At 65.3% G+C, this 16,930-nt stretch carries 14 protein-coding genes; 10 read left to right on the forward strand and 4 right to left on the reverse strand.

The window, feature by feature from the left end:
- Positions 1-4 precede the first annotated feature (4 nt).
- Positions 5-931, reverse strand: coding sequence for a LysR substrate-binding domain-containing protein (locus tag KVT37_RS04350; protein WP_217570068.1), 927 nt, complete (start codon positions 929-931; stop codon positions 5-7).
- Positions 932-1,021: 90 nt separating this feature from the next.
- Between KVT37_RS04350 and KVT37_RS04355 the strand changes: the two genes are divergently transcribed.
- Positions 1,022-1,915 (forward strand): DMT family transporter, encoded by an 894-nt coding sequence (locus KVT37_RS04355; RefSeq protein WP_217570070.1) that lies wholly within the window; start codon positions 1,022-1,024, stop codon positions 1,913-1,915.
- A 200-nt stretch (positions 1,916-2,115) separates the two neighbouring features.
- Here the strand turns inward: KVT37_RS04355 and mutL are convergent, their stop codons facing one another.
- Positions 2,116-3,990, reverse strand: a complete 1,875-nt coding sequence (gene mutL / locus KVT37_RS04360; protein WP_217570072.1) for a DNA mismatch repair endonuclease MutL — start codon at positions 3,988-3,990, stop codon at positions 2,116-2,118.
- A gap of 260 nt (positions 3,991-4,250) precedes the next feature.
- Positions 4,251-5,153, reverse strand: coding sequence for a LysR substrate-binding domain-containing protein (locus KVT37_RS04365; RefSeq protein ID WP_217570074.1), 903 nt, complete (start codon positions 5,151-5,153; stop codon positions 4,251-4,253).
- Between the two features lie 90 nt (positions 5,154-5,243).
- Between KVT37_RS04365 and KVT37_RS04370 the strand changes: the two genes are divergently transcribed.
- The 4 genes from KVT37_RS04370 (at position 5,244) to KVT37_RS04385 (ending at position 9,673) form a co-directional block, all read left to right on the forward strand.
- On the forward strand, positions 5,244-6,794 hold the full coding sequence (locus tag KVT37_RS04370) for a trimethylamine methyltransferase family protein (protein WP_217570076.1): 1,551 nt from the start codon (positions 5,244-5,246) through the stop codon (positions 6,792-6,794).
- A 63-nt stretch (positions 6,795-6,857) separates the two neighbouring features.
- Positions 6,858-8,507 (forward strand): ABC transporter substrate-binding protein, encoded by a 1,650-nt coding sequence (locus tag KVT37_RS04375; RefSeq protein WP_217570078.1) that lies wholly within the window; start codon positions 6,858-6,860, stop codon positions 8,505-8,507.
- A gap of 100 nt (positions 8,508-8,607) precedes the next feature.
- Positions 8,608-9,081: a DUF3828 domain-containing protein gene (locus KVT37_RS04380; RefSeq protein ID WP_217570080.1), complete on the forward strand. Its 474-nt coding sequence runs from the start codon at positions 8,608-8,610 to the stop codon at positions 9,079-9,081.
- Between the two features lie 4 nt (positions 9,082-9,085).
- Positions 9,086-9,673, forward strand: a complete 588-nt coding sequence (locus tag KVT37_RS04385; protein WP_217570082.1) for a hypothetical protein — start codon at positions 9,086-9,088, stop codon at positions 9,671-9,673.
- A gap of 221 nt (positions 9,674-9,894) precedes the next feature.
- Here KVT37_RS04385 and queF read toward each other — a convergent pair whose 3' ends face one another.
- Positions 9,895-10,356: a preQ(1) synthase gene (queF, locus tag KVT37_RS04390; protein ID WP_217570084.1), complete on the reverse strand. Its 462-nt coding sequence runs from the start codon at positions 10,354-10,356 to the stop codon at positions 9,895-9,897.
- 135 nt (positions 10,357-10,491) lie between these two features.
- Here queF and KVT37_RS04395 point away from each other — a divergent pair, with 135 nt between their 5' ends.
- The 5 genes from KVT37_RS04395 to hutC all read left to right on the forward strand — a co-directional run bounded on the left by KVT37_RS04395 (position 10,492) and on the right by hutC (position 16,735).
- The gene (locus tag KVT37_RS04395) at positions 10,492-12,537 is read left to right on the forward strand and encodes an FAD-dependent oxidoreductase (RefSeq protein ID WP_217570086.1); all 2,046 of its coding nucleotides are present in this window, start codon (positions 10,492-10,494) and stop codon (positions 12,535-12,537) included.
- A 202-nt stretch (positions 12,538-12,739) separates the two neighbouring features.
- Positions 12,740-13,513 (forward strand): SDR family NAD(P)-dependent oxidoreductase, encoded by a 774-nt coding sequence (locus KVT37_RS04400; protein WP_217570088.1) that lies wholly within the window; start codon positions 12,740-12,742, stop codon positions 13,511-13,513.
- A gap of 100 nt (positions 13,514-13,613) precedes the next feature.
- Positions 13,614-14,936: a histidinol dehydrogenase gene (gene hisD, locus KVT37_RS04405; RefSeq protein WP_217570090.1), complete on the forward strand. Its 1,323-nt coding sequence runs from the start codon at positions 13,614-13,616 to the stop codon at positions 14,934-14,936.
- Positions 14,937-14,948: 12 nt separating this feature from the next.
- A complete protein-coding gene (locus tag KVT37_RS04410; protein WP_217570092.1) occupies positions 14,949-15,971 on the forward strand; it encodes a zinc-binding dehydrogenase in 1,023 nt (340 codons plus the stop codon).
- Between the two features lie 32 nt (positions 15,972-16,003).
- Complete coding sequence (hutC, locus tag KVT37_RS04415; protein ID WP_217570094.1) at positions 16,004-16,735, forward strand: histidine utilization repressor; 732 nt, start codon at positions 16,004-16,006, stop codon at positions 16,733-16,735.
- The last annotated feature ends 195 nt before the right edge of the window (positions 16,736-16,930 follow it).

The raw sequence follows: 16,930 nt of genomic DNA on the forward strand, positions 1-16,930 counted from the left end.
TAGTCTAGATGTCGTCCTGCAGGAAAGCTTCGAGCTTTTCCGGGGCAAGGCCTGCCTGTTCGGCGATGCGCCCGGCAAGGTCCGCCGCCGCCGCGCGTGGACGGCCGACCGGGCGATCCATCCAATACGACACCGGATTGAGCACGATCCGCTCATCGACGGCAACGATACGGCCGGACCGCAGCTGGTCCGCGGTCAGCGGTGGCCGTGCCAGCGCTATGCCCAGCCCATGCGCGGCCGCGTCGAGCACCAGATTATAGTCCTCGAAGCGCCGGTCCTGCGGGCGCGGGCGGTAGTCTACGTCCTGCGCCGCGAACCAGGCGCGCCAGGCGGACGCGTCGGAATCGTTGATCAGCGGGAATTTCAAAAGCCGGGCCGGATCGCCGCGGCCGACCTCCTTCGCCAGATCCGGCGAGGCGATCGGGAAGATATGCTCCTCGAACAGCTGCACCGAGACGCGGCCCGGAATGCGACCGCGCCCGCAGCGCACCGAAAGGTCGATGCCTTCGTCCGCGAGATCGGCCTGGCGGTTGTCGACATCGAGCACGATGCGCAGCTTGGTCGGGCTGTTCTCGAGCGCCGCCATGCGCGGCATCAGCCACAGCCCGCTGACCGAAGGGATGGAGGCCAGCCGCACCACGGCGGTGCCGCGCGGCTCGACCCAGCGGTCGGAGTTGAACGAGATCAGCGCGAAGGCCTCGGCGGTCCTCAAGTGCAGGCGGTTGCCCTCGATCGTCAGCGTCACGCCGCGCGCATTGCGCTCGAACACTTTCAAGCCGAGCCAGTCCTCGAGCTTGGCGATCTGGCGGCTGACCGCCCCATGGGTGAGGTTGAGTTTTTCCGCAGCGGCCGAGAAACTCCCGGTGCGCGCCGCCGCATCGAAGGCGCGCAAGGTCTCGAGCGGCAGTATTTGATCCGAGCTGTGATCCATGCTCACAGCTGACCCTCGAATTGGTCGTTTGTCAATTGGCCGGCAATGGCGTTTTCTGCCTCCATGACACAGAAAGACGAGGCTACGGCAATGAGCGCTTACACCGGCACCTTGAATGAGACACAGCGCATGGACAGCACGGCGGCCATTGCGGTGGCCCTGACGGTGCTCGGCTGGGCCTCGGCTTTCCCGGCGATCCGTGCCGGCCTGGCAGCCTTCCAGCCGCTCGAACTCGGCGCGCTGCGTTTCGCCATCGCGGCTGTCCCGGCCGCCATCTTCCTGGCGGTGAAGCGCCCGGCGCTGCCCAGGCTCGACGAACTGTGGCGCTTCGCCTTTGGCGGCGCCATCTTCGTCGCGCTCTACACCGCCATGCTCAATTTCGGCGAGCTCACCGTCTCGGCAGGCGCGGCCGGTTTCATCATCAATGTCAGCCCGATCTTCACGGCATTCATGGCGATGGCGCTGCTTGGCGAGCGCTTCTCGGGGCTCGCCTGGCTCGGCACGGTGATTTCCTTCGCCGGCATTGGCATCATCGCGGTCGCCGACGGCAACGGCCTGCATTTCAATGCCGGCGCGCTGCTGGTGCTGGGCTCGGCCCTCTGCTCCGCCGTCAACACCATCGTCCAGAAGCCGCTCTTTACCCGCCATCATCCGCTGACGATCGCCGCCTCCAACATGGTGCTCGGCGCGCTCTGCCTTTCGCCGTTCCTGCCGGAAGCGTTTTCGCAGGCAGCGGTCGCCGACCATGCCGGCCTCGGCGCCGTCATCTATCTCGGCATCGTGCCCTCGATGATCGCCTACGCCGCCTGGGCGACCGCGCTGTCGCGCCTGCCTGCCGCCCGCGCCTCGAACTTCCTCTACCTCGTCTCGCCGACCTCCGCGCTGATCGGCTTCTTCTGGCTGGGCGAAGTGCCGAGCCTGCTCGGCATCCTCGGCGGCGCGCTGGCGCTGGGTGGTGTGATCGTGGTGAATTTGAAGCGGTAAATCAGACAGTTGAGGCTGTTTCCGGACTCAAGAAAAGAGCCGCTTCGAGCGGCTCTTTTCTTGCCCCCTCATCCGGCCGCTACGCGGCCACCTTCTCCCCGTCGGGGAGAAGAGATTGGCGCCAGCGCCGAAAGTCTCCTCTCCCCACCGGGGAGAAGTCAGCCGAGCGAAGCGGAGGCTGGGTGAGGGGCCTGGCGCACTCACCGCCGACCGAACAGCCGCTCGATATCGGCGAGCTTGAGCTCGATATAGGTCGGGCGGCCGTGGTTGCAGGTGCCTGAACCCGGCGTCGCCTCCATCTGGCGCAGCAGTGCATTCATTTCCTCGGCCTTGAGTAGCCGGCCAGAGCGCACCGAGCCGTGGCAGGCCATGGTCGCGGCGATTCTATCCAGCCGCTCCTTGAGCGTCTCGACGGTATCGTTGTCAGCGATCTCGTCGGCAAGGTCGCGCACCAGTTGCTGCACATTGGTCTCGCCGAGCATCGAGGGCGTCTCGCGCACCGCCACCGCGCCGGGCCCGAAGCGCTCCAGGCCGAGGCCGAATTTGGCGAGCGTGTCGGAATGCATGGCCAGCCGCTCGGCGTCTTCTTCCGGCAGGTCGACGATCTCGGGCAAAAGCAGCATCTGCGAGGGCACCGCGCGCGAATGCAACGCGTTCTTCAGCGCCTCATAGACCAGCCGCTCATGCGCGGCATGCTGGTCGACGATGACGAGCGAATCCCTGGTCTGGGCGACGATGTAGTTCTCATGCACCTGCGCGCGCGCCGCACCCAGCACCATGCCGAGCAGCGCCTCGGCCGGCTCGGCCAAGCCGGCGCGGGCATCGGCGCTGGCCAGAGGTCCGGTGTCGAAGGCGGCCTGTTCGTTTTCGGCGAAACCACTGGATCGCGGCCTTGCCGCGCCATAGCCCATATCCAGCGGCCGATGCGCCGAGCGCAACGGATCGAAGCCGCCGGAGCCGGAAGCGTGATAGGCGGCCTCGTAGCTGCGGTGGCCGCCGGTCGGGCCGGGATGCGAATAGGGCGCCGCGCCCGGTCGGAACGCCGCCATCATGCCGGCGGCACCCGTGGTTGCCGCGCGGATGCCGGCGCCGGCCAGCGCCTCGCGGATGGCGCCGACGATCAGCCCGCGCACCAGGCCCGGATCGCGGAAGCGCACATCGGCCTTGGCCGGATGGACGTTGACGTCGACCGTCGTCGGATCGAGCGACAGGAAGAGCACGGTGACGGCGTGCCGGTCGCGCGGCAGAACGTCGGCGAAGGCGCCGCGGATCGCGCCGGCGATCAATTTGTCACGCACCGGCCGGCCGTTGACATAGGCATATTGCTGCAGCGCGTTGGCGCGCGTGTAGGACGGGATCGAGACGTGGCCGGCAAGATGCACGCCGTCGCGCATGGCATCGATGGCAATGGCGTTGTCGGGGAAATCCTTGCCCATTACTTGCGCGACGCGCGCAAGCCTGCCTTCCGGCGTGCCGCTGGTCGCCGGCAACTCCAGCGTCGAGCGGTCGGAGCCGGCCAGCGTAAAGCGCACGGCCGGAAAGGCAATGGCGATGCGCTTCACCACGTCGCTGGTCGCCGAGCTTTCGGCGCGCTCGCCTTTCATGAATTTGAGCCTGGCGGGCGTGGCGAAGAAGAGGTCGCGTACCTCGACCGTCGTGCCGCGATTGGCGGCCGCCGGCTTCACCGGTGACACCCGGCCGCCGTCGATGCCGATCTCCGCCGCGCTGTCGCCGCTTGCCGTGCGCGAGCGGATCGACAGCCGCGCGACCGAACCGATCGAGGGCAGCGCCTCGCCGCGGAAGCCGAGCGAGCGGATGTCGTGGATGTCGTCGGAAAGCTTGGACGTGCAATGCCGCGCGATCGCCAGCGCCAGCTCCGGTTCGGCAATGCCCGAGCCGTCGTCGGTGACGCGGATCAGGTTCAACCCGCCGCCCGCCGTGACGATCTCGACCTTGCTTGCGCCGGCATCGAGCGCGTTCTCGACCAACTCCTTCACCACGCTTGCCGGACGCTCGATGACCTCGCCGGCGGCGATCTGGTTGATCATCGTTTCGGAAAGCTGGCGGATGGGCATGCGGCGATTATAGGCGGATTCGAGACCTGGGCGGAAGGGTTCGATCGAGAGGCTGGCGGGACAGCACCCCCCTCTGGCCTGCCGGCCAGCTCCCCCGCAAGGGGGGAGATTGGCTGTGTCATCGCCTCGCTTCTTCTGCAACGTACGAGATTGGCGAAGGCTTGCGTGAAGGCCGATCTCCCCCCTTGCGGGGGAGATGTCCGGCAGGACAGAGGGGGGTGTGAAGGATCGCTGCGATCGCAATTGCGTAGCGATGCAATCTAAGCTTGCGCCACCAGCCAGTCCCTGACCCGGCGCGCATTGTCTGTGAGGTCGCGGTTCTTCGGCCAGATGACATGGAAACCGATGCCGGTCCGCATCACATGATCGGTCACCGGCACCAGCAGCCCCGACGCGACCAGACGCTCGACCAGATGCCGCCATCCGAGCGAGATGCCTTGTCCTTCCATCACCGCCTGGATCACCAGCGCGTAATCGTTGATGCGCAGGCCGCGCTCGGCATTGCGCAGGCTGGTGCCGGCCGACGCGAACCATTCGTCCCAGTTCGGCGCCTCGCGATAGGGCTCCTCCAGATGGATCAACCGGTGCGTGGCCAGTTCCTCGACCGTCTTCGGCATGCCGAATTTGGCGAGATAGCTCGGCCCCGCGACCGGGAAGATCTCTTCCTCCGACAGCGACAGCGAGTGGTAGTCCGGCCAGTCGCGCGGCACGCCGCCGCGCACGCCGAGCGGAATGCCCTCGGCGATGATGTCGAGGTCGCGGTCGGCCGTCTGGATGCGCAGATCAATGCCAGGCAGTTCGTCGCGGAACTGCTGCAGGCGCGGCATCATCCAGAATGAGCCGAAGGCGGTCGAGGCCGCAAGCGTCACATGCCCGCCAGTCGCCTGCAGGCGCAGGTCCTCCGCCGACTTGCGGATATGCGACAGGCCGAGCGAGACGTCGGCATGGAAGCGCTCGCCGGCCTCCGTCAAAAGCACCTGGCGGTGGCGGCGCTGGAACAGCTTGGCGCCGAGCTGCTCCTCCAGGCCGCGCACCGCGTAGGAGACGGCCGCCTGCGTCATGCCGAGCTCGCGTCCGGCGGCGGTGAAGCTCGACAGCCGGCCCGCCGCTTCGAAGACGATCAGGCTGCCGGCCGAGGGCAGGAGGTGGCGTAGGCTTCGCATAAGGTGAGCTTATACAAGAGATCAGGATTTTCCAGCGTCACATCCATATTTCGTCTCGCTAACTTGGTCGGGCGGGAAGAAGGAGACCCCATGAACGCACCGGCCGCTGAATTGACCGAACAGACCCACCGCCGCGGCGGTGGCCGGCTTGGCCGCAAGGCGCTGAGAAGCGCGCCGATAGCGTCCTTCCCGACCCTTGTCCGGCAGATCCCCGCCTACGAGATCGTGCCCGACGAGGCGGTGGAACTGATCCACGAGGAATCGCTCAAGATCCTCGAGGAGGTGGGTTGCGAGTTCCGCGACGACGGCGCGATCGCGCTCTGGAAAGCGGCAGGCGCCGATGTCCGCGAAACACGTGTGCGCATCGACCGCGCGCTTTTGATGGAACTGGTCTCGAAGGTTCCGGCGGAATTCACGCTCCATGCGCGCAATCCCGAGCGCACCGTGCGCGTCGGCGGCAAGAACTCGATCTTCGTGCCGATGTATGGCGCGCCCTATATCCGCGACCTCGACAACAAGCGGCGCTACGGCTCGCTCGCCGACCTCAACAATTTCCACAAGATGGCCTACATGGCGCCGGCGCTGCATTCGTCGAGCTCGGTCATCTGCGAGCCGATGGAAATCCCGGTGCCGAAACGGCACCTGCACATCATCCACTCGGCGCTGAAACATTCCGACAAGCCGTTCATGGGCATCGTGACGTCGAAGGAGCGCGCCGAGGACACGATGGCGATGGCTGCGATCGTCTTCGGCGAGGATTTCGTGCGCGACAATCCCGTGCTGGTGGCGATCACGAACTGCAATTCGCCGCTGGTGTGGGACGCCACCATGATCGACGCCATGCGGGTCTATGCCAGCCACAACCAGCCGCTGATCCTGGCGCCATTCGCGCTGTGCGGCGCCTCGACCTCGGCCTCCGCCGTCGGCGCGGTGGCGCAGGTCAACGCCGAGGCGCTGGCCGGCGTGGCGCTGACGCAGCTCATCCGTCCCGGTTCGCCGCAGCTCTACGGCCAGTTCATGGTCACGGTCGACATGAAGACCGGCGCACCGATGGGCGGCACCCCTGAGGCGGCGCAGATGATGTATCTGATGGGCGCGCTGGCCAGGAAATACAAGCTGCCCTGGCGCACCTCCGGCTTCCATGTCGGCTCCAAGCTCAACGACGCCCAGGCCGGCTACGAGGCGAACATGCTGATGCATGCCGCGATCCTTTCCGGCGCCAATTACATCTGGCATTCCGCCGGCTGGCTGGAAGCGGGGCTGACCTGCGGCTATTCGAAATTCGCCACCGACTGCGAGCAGCTGGTCGGCTGGTACAAATATGCCGGCGGCGTGCCTTTCGACGATTTCAAGGAAGCGATGGCGGCGATCCGCGAGGTCGGTCCGCAAGGCCATTTCCTCGGTACGCAGCACACGCTCGAGCATTTCGAGAGCGCCTTCTTCATGCCCAACATCATGGACTTCAATTCCTTCGAGCAATGGAGCGCCGAAGGCGCGAAGGACCACGACACGCGCGGCCGCGAAAAGGCGCGCAGCATGCTCGCCGACTATCAGGAGCCGAAGCTCGACGAGGGCGTTGCCGAGGGTCTCGCGGATTTGATCGCGCGGCGTGAGGAAAAGCTGCCCGACAGCGTTAGTTGATAGAGGCAGCGTTAGTTGAACCAAAAAGGGCGAAGACCCGATCCAAACAATGGGAGAACGACAATGACGATTTTCAGAAGCAACGGCGACCGGGTTCCGGCCGCTATCGAGGCTATGGCGGAGGAGGCGCGGGCGGGCCGCGTCGACCGGCGCGAATTCCTGGCGCTGGCCAGCGCCTTCGGCGCATCGACGGCTTTCGCCTATGGCATGCTCGGCCTTGCTGCACCGACCAAGGCGCTGGCCGACGAGCCGAAGAAGGGCGGGACGCTGCATGTCGCGATGTCGGTCAAGGCGCAGAAGGATCCGCGCACCTATGACTGGACGGAGATGGCGAACGTCACGCGCACCTGGCTGGAGCCGCTGGTGCGATACACGCACCAGTTCACCTTCGAGCCGGTGCTGCTCGAAAGCTGGGACATCAATGACGACGCCACCGAATACACGCTGCATCTGCGCAAGGGCGTAACCTGGAACAATGGTGACGCCTTCAACGCCGATGACGTGGTCGCCAATCTGAACCGCTGGTGCGAGAAGGGCGCTTCCGGCAATTCGATGGCCGCCCGCGTCGGTGCGCTGGTCGACCCCAAGACCGGCAAGGCGAAGGACGGCGCCATCACCAAGGTCGACGATCACACGGTCAAGCTGAAGCTCAACGAAGCCGATATCGCCATCATCCCGGGCTTCACCGACTATCCGGCGCTGGTCGTGCATCGCGACTTCGACAAGGATGGCGCCGACCCGATCAAGAAGCCGATCGGCACCGGAGCGTTCGAGCTGGTCTCCTACGATGTCGGCCAGAAAGCGGTCGTCAAGCGGCGCGAGAACGGCAAGTGGTGGGGTGGCGAGGCGCCGCTCGATAGCGTGGAGTTCATCGATTACGGCACCGACTTCAACGCCACGCTCAATGCCTTCGATTCAGGCGAGGTGGACCTCGATTTCGAAACGCCGGCCGACTACATCGACCCGCTGGACAAGATGGGCCTGGTGAAATCCGAGGTCGCGACGGCGACCACGCTCGTTGCCCGCACCAACATCACCCACAAGCCCTATGACGACAAGCGGGTGCGCAACGCGCTGCAGATGGCGGTCGACAACAACCAGGTCATGCAGCTCGGCTACAACGGCCGCGGCACGGTCGGCGAGAACCATCATGTCAGCCCGATCCATCCTGAATACTACCCGCTACCCAAGAAGGAGCGCGACTCCGCCGGCGCCAAGAAGCTGATGGCCGACGCTGGCCAGGCCGACTTCGAGCATGAGCTGATCACGGTCGAGGACGAATGGCAGAAGAACACCGGCGACGCCATTGCCGGCCAGTTGCGCGATGCCGGCATCAAGGTGAAGCGCACCGTGCTGCCCGGCTCGACCTTCTGGAACGACTGGACGAAATATCCTTATTCGATGACCATCTGGTACATGCGCCCGCTCGGCGTGCAGGTGCTGGCGCTCGGCTACCGCAGCGGCGAGGCCTGGAACGAGACGGCCTTTTCCAACCCGGACTTCGACGCCAAGCTCAAGGAGGCGCTTTCGCTGGCCGATCCCGCCAAGCGCAAGGAGGTAATGAAGGACGTCGAGGCGATCCTGCAGGACTCCGGCGTCATCATCCAGCCGTTCTGGCAGAAGCTCTACTGCCACATGAACAAGAAGGTGAAGAACTACTCGATGCACCAGACCTACGAAATGGACTTCCAGAACGTCTGGCTGGAGGCCTGAGACTGTCGGCACAAGGACTTCATGAGCCCCAAAAAAGCCGATATGCAGGATGCGTGGTGGCGATCTTGCCACCACGCCGCCGAACATCCGGAGATCCTGCATGAAACTGATGGTGCTTGCCGCTGCCATGTCGATTGCCTTGCCCGCCACTGCGCTCGCCGGGCCGGCTTCCAACGCCGTGAAGTTCTTCTATGTGCCTGAGGTGAAGTTCGAGGGGGACGCGAAATACCGCGACCGCTTCACCGAGCCGGTCACCAAGCTGTTCGAGGCCAATGACAAGGCGCAGAAGGAGAAGCCCGACGAAGTGTCCTGCCTCGACTTCGACCCCGGTCTCGACGCGCAGGATTTCGATCAGAAGACCCTGTCGAAGACGCTGAAGCTCACCGAGGCCGTCAACGGCGACACCGCCGAGGTGACGGCAAACTTCAATCTTTTCCCGCAAGGCGACGACTCCAAACGCGAAATGGTGTGGTCGCTGAAGAAAGTGGACGGCAAGTGGAAGATCGCCGACATCAGTTCCAAGACCAGCGACTGGAAGCTCAGCGCGCTGGAATGCGGCTCCTCGACGGAGTGACGCCGTGCTTCGCCGTCTCGTCCTCGCGCTGTCGAGCTTGTCGATGCTGGCCGCGGGGCTGAACGGCGGCGCCTGCGCGCAGGGGCTGTTCGGCGCGCCGCCGCCAAAAGCCTCGTCCGGCGACAATGCCTCGCCGCCGGCGGTCGACACCTCGCCGCCGGCGGTCACGGCCCCGGAAAGCAAGCCGGCCGAACCGGCGCCTATCCTGCCTGGATCGCCGACGGCGGTGGTGAAGCCGTTCTACGAGCATCTCGGGCTGGAATTGGACCCGGCCCAGCGCAAGAACTTCGTCGATCCGGCAAAGACCGTGCTCGACAAGAGCGATGCGCTGCGCGCTTCGGGGCAGGGCGAGTGCCTCGACCCCAACATGGCGCTCGACAATGCCGACTATGACAAGCTCGCCATCGACAGGAGCCTACGAACCATCGAGGCCGTCAACGGCGACCAGGCCAAGGTGGTCGTCGCCTTCGTCGTCGAGGGTCACCAGCATCGGCTGGAATGGAAGCTGAAGAAGGTCGGCGGCGACTGGAAGGTTTCAGATCTTCTGTCGGTGACCGGCGAATGGGCGCTCAGCCAGTACCAGTGCGAGTGATGATGGTGATTGAAGATCAGGGTCGGCGATCCTTCGCGCCCCCCTCTGGCCTGCCGGCCATCTCCCCCACGAGGGGGGAGATCAGATGTCACGCCGGCTTTCGCCAAGCTCCGACGTTGCAGGATAAGCGGGACGCCGAAGCCGCCAATCTCCCCCCTTGTGGGGGAGATGTCCGGCAGGACAGAGGGGGGCGCTGTCCCGCCAGCCTTTCGCGAAAAATTTCAGCCCCTTCCGCGATAGGGCGCGACGCCCGTATCGGGCAGCCATACGTCCTTGGGCGGGGCGCCGGTCTGCCAGAAGACGTCGATCGGGATGCCGCCGCGCGGGAACCAGTAGCCGCCGACGCGCAGCCAGAGCGGCTTGGTCACCTCGACGATGCGGCGGCCGATCATCACAGTGCACTCCTCGTGGAAGGCGCCATGGTTGCGGAACGAGGTCATGAACAGCTTGAGCGACTTCGATTCCACCAGCGTCTTGTCGGGCGCGTAGTCGATGACGATGTGGGCGAAATCGGGCTGGCCGGTGACCGGGCAGAGCGAGGTGAATTCAGGGCAGGTGAAGCGCACGATCGCCGGCGGCCCGTCGCCGCGCTGGAACGGCACGGCCTCCAGGACCGCCTGTTCGGGGCTTTGTGGCGTCTCGACGTGCTTGCCGAGCTGGGTGAGGTTTTTGGCGTCGGTCATGGGCGGAGCTTTCTTGGTTTTTGCCGCTCTTTAGCATCGGACAGGAAAGTGTGCAGCGGTTTTCGGATGAATCCGCGGCGTGAAATAGAAGCGGGGGCGTTCCGCTCTCGCGCAATTTGAAACGGCAGGAAGACGATGATCAGCAACGACCCGCTTCTCCAACCTTACCAGCTCAAGCATCTGACGCTGAAGAACCGGGTGATGTCGACCAGCCATGAGCCTGCCTATTCCGAGGACGGCATGCCGAAGGAGCGCTACCGGCTCTACCATGCCGAAAAGGCCCGGGGTGGCATGGCGCTGACTATGACGGCGGGCTCGGCGATCGTCTCGCGCGACAGCCCGGCCGCCTTCGGCAATCTGCATGTCTATGACGACCGGATCGTGCCGTGGCTGGCCGAGCTCGCCGATGCCTGCCACGAGCACGACTGCAAGGTGATGATCCAGATCACCCATCTCGGCCGCCGCACCGGCTGGAACAAGGCCGATTGGCTGCCGGTGCTCTCGGCTTCGCCGGTGCGCGAGCCGGCGCACCGCGCCTTCCCGAAGACCATCGAGGAATGGGACATCGAGCGCATCGTCGCCGACTATGCTTCGGCCGCGCAGCGCTGCCAGGCGGCTGGCCTCGACGGCATCGAGTTCGAATCCTACGGCCATCTGATGGACGGTTTCTGGTCGCCGCTCACCAACCATCGCGACGACGAGTTTGGCGGCTCGCTCGACAACCGGCTGCGCTTCACCGACATGGTGGTGGATGCGGTGCGCGCCGCGGTCGGTGAAAAATTCGTCGTCGGCATCCGCATGGTTGCCGACGAGGATTTCGAAAACGGCCTGTCGAAGGAGGAAGGCATCGAGATCGCCAGGCGTCTCGCCGGTTCCGGCAAGGTCGATTTCCTCAACATCATCCGCGGCACGATCGAAACCGATGCCTCGCTCACCAAGGTCATCCCGGTGACCGGCATGCGTTCCTCGCCGCATCTGGACTTCGCCGGCGAGGTGAGGGCGGCGACCAAGTTCCCGACCTTCCACGCGGCGCGCATTTCCGACGTTGCCACCGCACGCCATGCCATCGCCACCGGCAAGCTCGACATGGTCGGCATGACCCGCGCCCACATCGCCGATCCGCATATCGTCAAGAAGGTGATGGAAGGCCGCGAGCACGAGATCCGCCCTTGCGTCGGCGCCACCTATTGCCTCGACCGCATTTATGAAGGCGGCGAGGCGCTGTGCGTCCACAACGCCGCGACCGGCCGCGAAGCCACCATTCCGCATATCATCGCAAAGAGCGAAGGGCCGAGGAAGCGCGTGGTTGTGATCGGCGCCGGGGCCGGTGGCCTTGAAGCCGCGCGCGTCGCGGCCGAGCGCGGCCATGACGTGACCGTGCTGGAAGCCTCCAGCCAGGCGGGCGGCCAAGTGCGGCTCGCCACGCAGAATCCGCGCCGCAAGGAACTGATCGGCATCATCGACTGGCGGTTGGCCGAGCTCGACCGCCTTGGCGTCGAAATCCGCTACGACACCTGGGCCGAGAAGGACGATGTACTGGCGCTGGCGCCGGACGTGGTGATCGTCGCGACCGGCGGGCTGCCGCAGAACCCGCCGCTGACGGCCGGCGACAATCTCGTCACGTCCAGCTGGGACATCATGGCCGGCAGCGTCAAGCCGGCCGAGAACGTGCTGCTTTACGACGACAATGGCGGCCATCAGGGCATGGGCGCCGCCGAACTCATCGCCAACAGCGGCTCGAAGCTCGAGCTGGTCTCGCCGGAACGCTTTTTCGCGCCGGAAATGGGCGGCCTGAACCATGTGCCCTATATGCGCGCCTTCCAGGAAAAGGGCGTCACCGTCACCATCAACACGAGGCTGCGTTCGGTGCGGCGCGAGGGCAACCAGCTGATCGCCGAACTGGCGTCGGATTTCGCCGACGGCTGGCGCGGCGAACGGCGCGTCGATCAGGTGGTGGTCGAGCACGGCACAGCACCCCTCGACGATCTCTACCTTGCGCTGAAGCCGCTGTCGAAAAATGGCGGCGCGGTCGACTATGAGCGGCTGGTGCATGGCGGCGACATTTTCCCCGCGCGCAATGCCGAAGGCGGCTTCGTGCTGTTTCGCATCGGCGACGCGGTCGCCTCGCGCAACATCCACGCCGCCATCTATGACGGCATCCGGTTCGGGATCAGGATCTGACCGACAGATCGCCGCCTGCGACATCGAGACGGCACGAAAAGCGCCGCATAGAGTTGCTGTATCGGCTCGGGGGCTACACGCTCCCCCGGTCAGCCCGTTTCGGTACGGCGGCTCAAAATCATTTGTATATGCTTGTATGTATAACCAATGATCGGCTAATCTCACTGGCCAGGACAGGCCGGCAAGGCCAAGGAGGATCGACATGCGCAATGCTTCCCTCTTCGACCTGTCGGGCAGGAAGGCGCTCGTCACCGGCGCGAGCCGTGGCATCGGGCGCGGCATCGCCGAGGCGCTGAGCGCAGCCGGCGCCGATGTCACTGTTACGGCGCGCAGCCTCACGGCGCTTGACGAGACGACGGCGGCGATCCGGGCAGCCGGCGGCGTTGCGCATGCCATTGCTCTGGACGTCACCGACGTCGGCCGTTGCCGCGCCGCGGTTGCCGAGGCCGCCAACTTGCTCGGCGGTCTCGATATCCTGGTCAACAACGCCGGCATGGAAGAGGTCAGGCCTTCGCTCGATGTCGACGAAGCGCTGTGGGACCGGATCGTCGACACCAACCTCAAGGGCGCCTTCTTCTGCGCCCAGGCCGCCGCCCGGCACATGCGCGATGCCGGGCGCCCCGGCGCCATCATCAACCTGTGCTCGCTGACCTCCGAAGTCGGCATCCCCACGGCCGTGCCTTACGGTTCGTCGAAGTCTGGCCTGCTCGGCATGACGCGGGCGCTGGCGGCGGAATGGGCGGGTCTCGGGATCAGGGTGAACGCCATAGCGCCCGGCTATTTCAGGACGGCGATGACGGAAGTGTTCTACGCCGACGAGGCGTGGCAGCAGTCGATGCTCGCCAAGATACCGCAGCACCGTTTCGGCGACCTGTCGGATCTGCATGGCATTGCGGTGTTCCTGGCCTCGGATGCCTCGGCCTACATCACCGGCCAGTCTTTCCCGGTGGACGGAGGCTTTCTTGCCTCGATCTGACGCCGCTTGCTGTGGCCAGCATGGCGGCAGAGCACAGAAAAATGCTGGCTGCCATTATACATACATGTATATACTTTTCCCGCGTTTCTGAGGAGCAGCCATGTCCGACATCAGCTTCCACGACCTCTCATCCGCCAGCGCCGATCAGCGGGCGAGCCTGCTGAAGCGCGCCGAAGCCGACCTCTCGGTCTTCGTCGAGAAGGTCCGCCCGATCCTCGAGGCGGTCAGAACCGAGGGCGACGCGGCCCTGCTCCGCTTCGTCAGGGATCTGGACAAGGCCGATGTGGCCGCGGGCAGTCTGAAGGTCTCGGAAGCGGAGTTCGACGCGGCCTTCGGCAAGGTCGACAAGGAGGTCGTCGACAGCATCCGCTTCGGCATCGCAAACATCAGGCATTTCCATGAGGAGCAGCGTCCCGAGACGATGTGGCTCAAGGAGGTCCGTCCGGGCGCCTATGCCGGCGACCGCTACACGCCGATCGCCTCCGTCGCCCTCTACGTTCCACGCGGCAAGGGCGCTTTCCCATCGGTGACGATGATGACCTCGGTTCCGGCCGTCATCGCCGGCGTACCGCAGATCGCCATCGTGACGCCGCCGACCGCGGACGGTTCCGTCGATGCCGCGACCCTCGTTGCCGCCCGCCTGGCCGGGGTCGAGACCGTCTACAAATGCGGCGGCGCGCATGCGGTCGCGGCCGTCGCCTACGGCACCGAGACGGTGAAGCCCGCGCTCAAGATCGTCGGGCCGGGCAGCCCCTGGGTGGTGGCGGCCAAGAGCCTGCTCTCCTCGATCATCGACACCGGTCTTCCGGCCGGCCCGTCGGAAGCGATCATCTTTGCCGACGACAGCGTCGACGGCGGCCTCGCCGCGCTCGACCTTTTGATCGAGGCCGAGCACGGACCGGATTCTTCCGCCTATCTCGTGACGCACAGCCGCAAGGTCGCCGACGCTGCCCTGGCGGCACTTCCCGAGCACTGGTCGCGCATGAGCGAGCAGCGGGTCGAGTTTTCGCGGGCGGTGCTGACCGGCAAGCGAGGCGGCATCGTGCTGACCGCCTCGCTGGAGGACAGTTACCGCTTCATCAACGACTATGCGCCCGAGCATCTCGAGATACTGTCCAAGGAGCCGTTCGCGCATCTCGGCCACATCACCGAGGCGGCCGAAATCCTCATGGGTCCGCACACGCCGGTGACATTAGCCAATTTCGTTCTTGGGCCGAATGCGGTGCTGCCGACCAGCCGCTGGGCGCGCACCTACGGGCCGCTTTCGGTGACGGACTTCCTGAAACGTTCGTCGGTCGGCTATGTGACCTCGGCGGCCTATCCGGAACTTGCCGGCCATGCCCGCAGGCTTGCCCGCTATGAAGGGTTCAGCTCGCACGAGAACGCGGTCTCGGAAATCCGCGACCGCTATCTCGGCGCCTGACGGACCGTCGCGATGAAGGCCGCCAGACTTCATGGGCCCGGCGACCTGCGCGTCGAGGATATCGCCGCGCCAGGAGCCCCCGAGGCGGGCTGGGTGAAGCTCAATGTCGATGCCGCGGGCATCTGCGGTTCCGACCTCCACAATTTCCGCACCGGACAATGGATAAGCCGCGCGCCGTCGACGGCCGGCCACGAACTGACCGGCACGGTGGTCGCGATCGGCGAGGGCGTCGATACCGTCGCCGTGGGCGACCGGGTGGTCGCCGATTCCCGTTTCTGGTGCGCAGAATGCGCGCAATGCCGCGCCGGCAGACGGCATCTGTGCGCCGCGCTGGGTTTCGTCGGCGAGGTGTGCGACGGCGGCTTTGCCGAACAGACGGTGCTGCCGGCCCGCCTGCTGCATGTCATCGACGCCGCGCTCGACGAAAGGGTGGCGGCGATGGCCGAGCCGCTCGCCGTCGCGCTGCACGCCGTGCGGCGCCTGCCGAAGACGGCTGGTTCGGTGCTGGTCGTCGGCTGCGGCACCATCGGCGGTCTTGCGGCGCTGCTCTTGTCGCGGACCTTCTCCGGCAGGTTGCTGATCGCCGACCGCAACAAGGCCCGCTGCGAGCGTGTCGCCCGGGTGACCGGCGCCACCATCGTCGATCTCGACCGCGACGCCATTGCCGCCGCGATCGCCGGAGCGCCCTTGCTTGCGGCCGTCGAGGCCACAGGCAGCATCGCCGCGCTCAACCAGTTGCTGGGTATTCTGGGCTCCGGCGCCGCCGTGGCGCTCGTCGGCATTTTCCATGGCCGGCTCGACATTGATCCAAACATGCTGGTCGAGCGCGAGATCGCGCTGCTGGGATGCCATGCCTTTGCCGATGAGCTGCCGGACGCCATCAGGATGCTGGCGGAGCTGTCCGAACCGCTGATCAGCCTGATCGATCGCGAGATCGGCCTGGACGATATTCCCGCCGCTTATGAGCGGCTGTTGGCGGGGCAGGGGGACGGCTTGAAAACCATTATCCGGCTGCGTCAACCTGCCGGCGTCTGATTTCCGATGTTTGCCGGAAAGGACTTTTGAAAATGAATACTTTGCCCGATACGGCCAGCCCCCTCTACGAGAAGGTCAAGGACTACATCCTGACCAACATCGGAACCGGCAAGTGGAGCAAGGACAGCAAGCTGCCGTCCGAGAATGATTTCGTGGCCGCGCTCGGCGTGTCGCGGATGACCGTTCACCGCGCCTTGCGGGAATTGACCTCGGCCGGCTTCCTGATCCGGCTGCAGGGCGTGGGGACGTTCATCGCGCCGCCCCGGCCGCAATCGACGCTGATCGAGATCAACAATATCGCCGCCGAGATCGTCGCGCGCGGCAACAGGCATCGCTCCGAAGTTCTCGTCCTCGAAAGGATCACGCCGACCAAGGAGCTCTCGCTGTCCTTCGAATTCGCCAAGCGCGCGGCGATCTATCATTCGGTGGTCGTCAACTTCGAGAACGACCTGCCCGTCCAATTGGAAGAGCGCTTCGTCAATCCGAGCCTGATACCGGACTATGACAAGCAGGATTTCTCGAAGACGGCGACCTACGATTACCTGATGCAGAAGACGCCGGTGACCGAGGTCGAGCACATCATTTCCGCCGTCCCGGCCGATGCCGAGACGGCGCGGCGCCTCGCCATCGACATCGGCAGTTGCTGCCTTCTCCTGCATCGCCGGACGTGGACGGGCGCGGTCGTGGCCACCATCAGCAAGCTGACCTATGTCGGCAGCCGCTACTCGCTCGGCAGCCGCTATTCTCCTTCCCGCAGGACCTGAAACGGTTGCTGTTCGGGCCGCTGACGCCAGCCGTGAAGGAGCTTGGGATCAGCCTGCCCAAATCCCGCCAAGGCGCCGGAAATCTGCTTCTCCAACTTGTATATGCATGTATGTATTTTAACCTTGACATCCATCGTTGCCGACGTTGAATATCGTTTCACTTCCGTCGACGTGGCAGGTAAGACGCCGAGGCAC

Origin of the sequence: Mesorhizobium sp. GbtcB19 (assembly GCF_019091085.1) — a bacterium.
GTDB lineage: Bacteria > Pseudomonadota > Alphaproteobacteria > Rhizobiales > Rhizobiaceae > Mesorhizobium.

What these genes read in the sequence shown, in the direction of transcription:
- KVT37_RS04350 (WP_217570068.1), bottom strand. Translation starts at nt 931, where the DNA reads ATGGATCACAGCTCGGATCAAATACTGCCGCTCGAGACCTTGCGCGCC.
- KVT37_RS04355 (WP_217570070.1), top strand. Translation starts at nt 1,022, where the DNA reads ATGAGCGCTTACACCGGCACCTTGAATGAGACACAGCGCATGGACAGC.
- mutL (WP_217570072.1), bottom strand. Translation starts at nt 3,990, where the DNA reads ATGCCCATCCGCCAGCTTTCCGAAACGATGATCAACCAGATCGCCGCC.
- KVT37_RS04365 (WP_217570074.1), bottom strand. Translation starts at nt 5,153, where the DNA reads ATGCGAAGCCTACGCCACCTCCTGCCCTCGGCCGGCAGCCTGATCGTC.
- KVT37_RS04370 (WP_217570076.1), top strand. Translation starts at nt 5,244, where the DNA reads ATGAACGCACCGGCCGCTGAATTGACCGAACAGACCCACCGCCGCGGC.
- KVT37_RS04375 (WP_217570078.1), top strand. Translation starts at nt 6,858, where the DNA reads ATGACGATTTTCAGAAGCAACGGCGACCGGGTTCCGGCCGCTATCGAG.
- KVT37_RS04380 (WP_217570080.1), top strand. Translation starts at nt 8,608, where the DNA reads ATGAAACTGATGGTGCTTGCCGCTGCCATGTCGATTGCCTTGCCCGCC.
- queF (WP_217570084.1), bottom strand. Translation starts at nt 10,356, where the DNA reads ATGACCGACGCCAAAAACCTCACCCAGCTCGGCAAGCACGTCGAGACG.
- KVT37_RS04395 (WP_217570086.1), top strand. Translation starts at nt 10,492, where the DNA reads ATGATCAGCAACGACCCGCTTCTCCAACCTTACCAGCTCAAGCATCTG.
- KVT37_RS04400 (WP_217570088.1), top strand. Translation starts at nt 12,740, where the DNA reads ATGCGCAATGCTTCCCTCTTCGACCTGTCGGGCAGGAAGGCGCTCGTC.
- hisD (WP_217570090.1), top strand. Translation starts at nt 13,614, where the DNA reads ATGTCCGACATCAGCTTCCACGACCTCTCATCCGCCAGCGCCGATCAG.
- KVT37_RS04410 (WP_217570092.1), top strand. Translation starts at nt 14,949, where the DNA reads ATGAAGGCCGCCAGACTTCATGGGCCCGGCGACCTGCGCGTCGAGGAT.
- hutC (WP_217570094.1), top strand. Translation starts at nt 16,004, where the DNA reads ATGAATACTTTGCCCGATACGGCCAGCCCCCTCTACGAGAAGGTCAAG.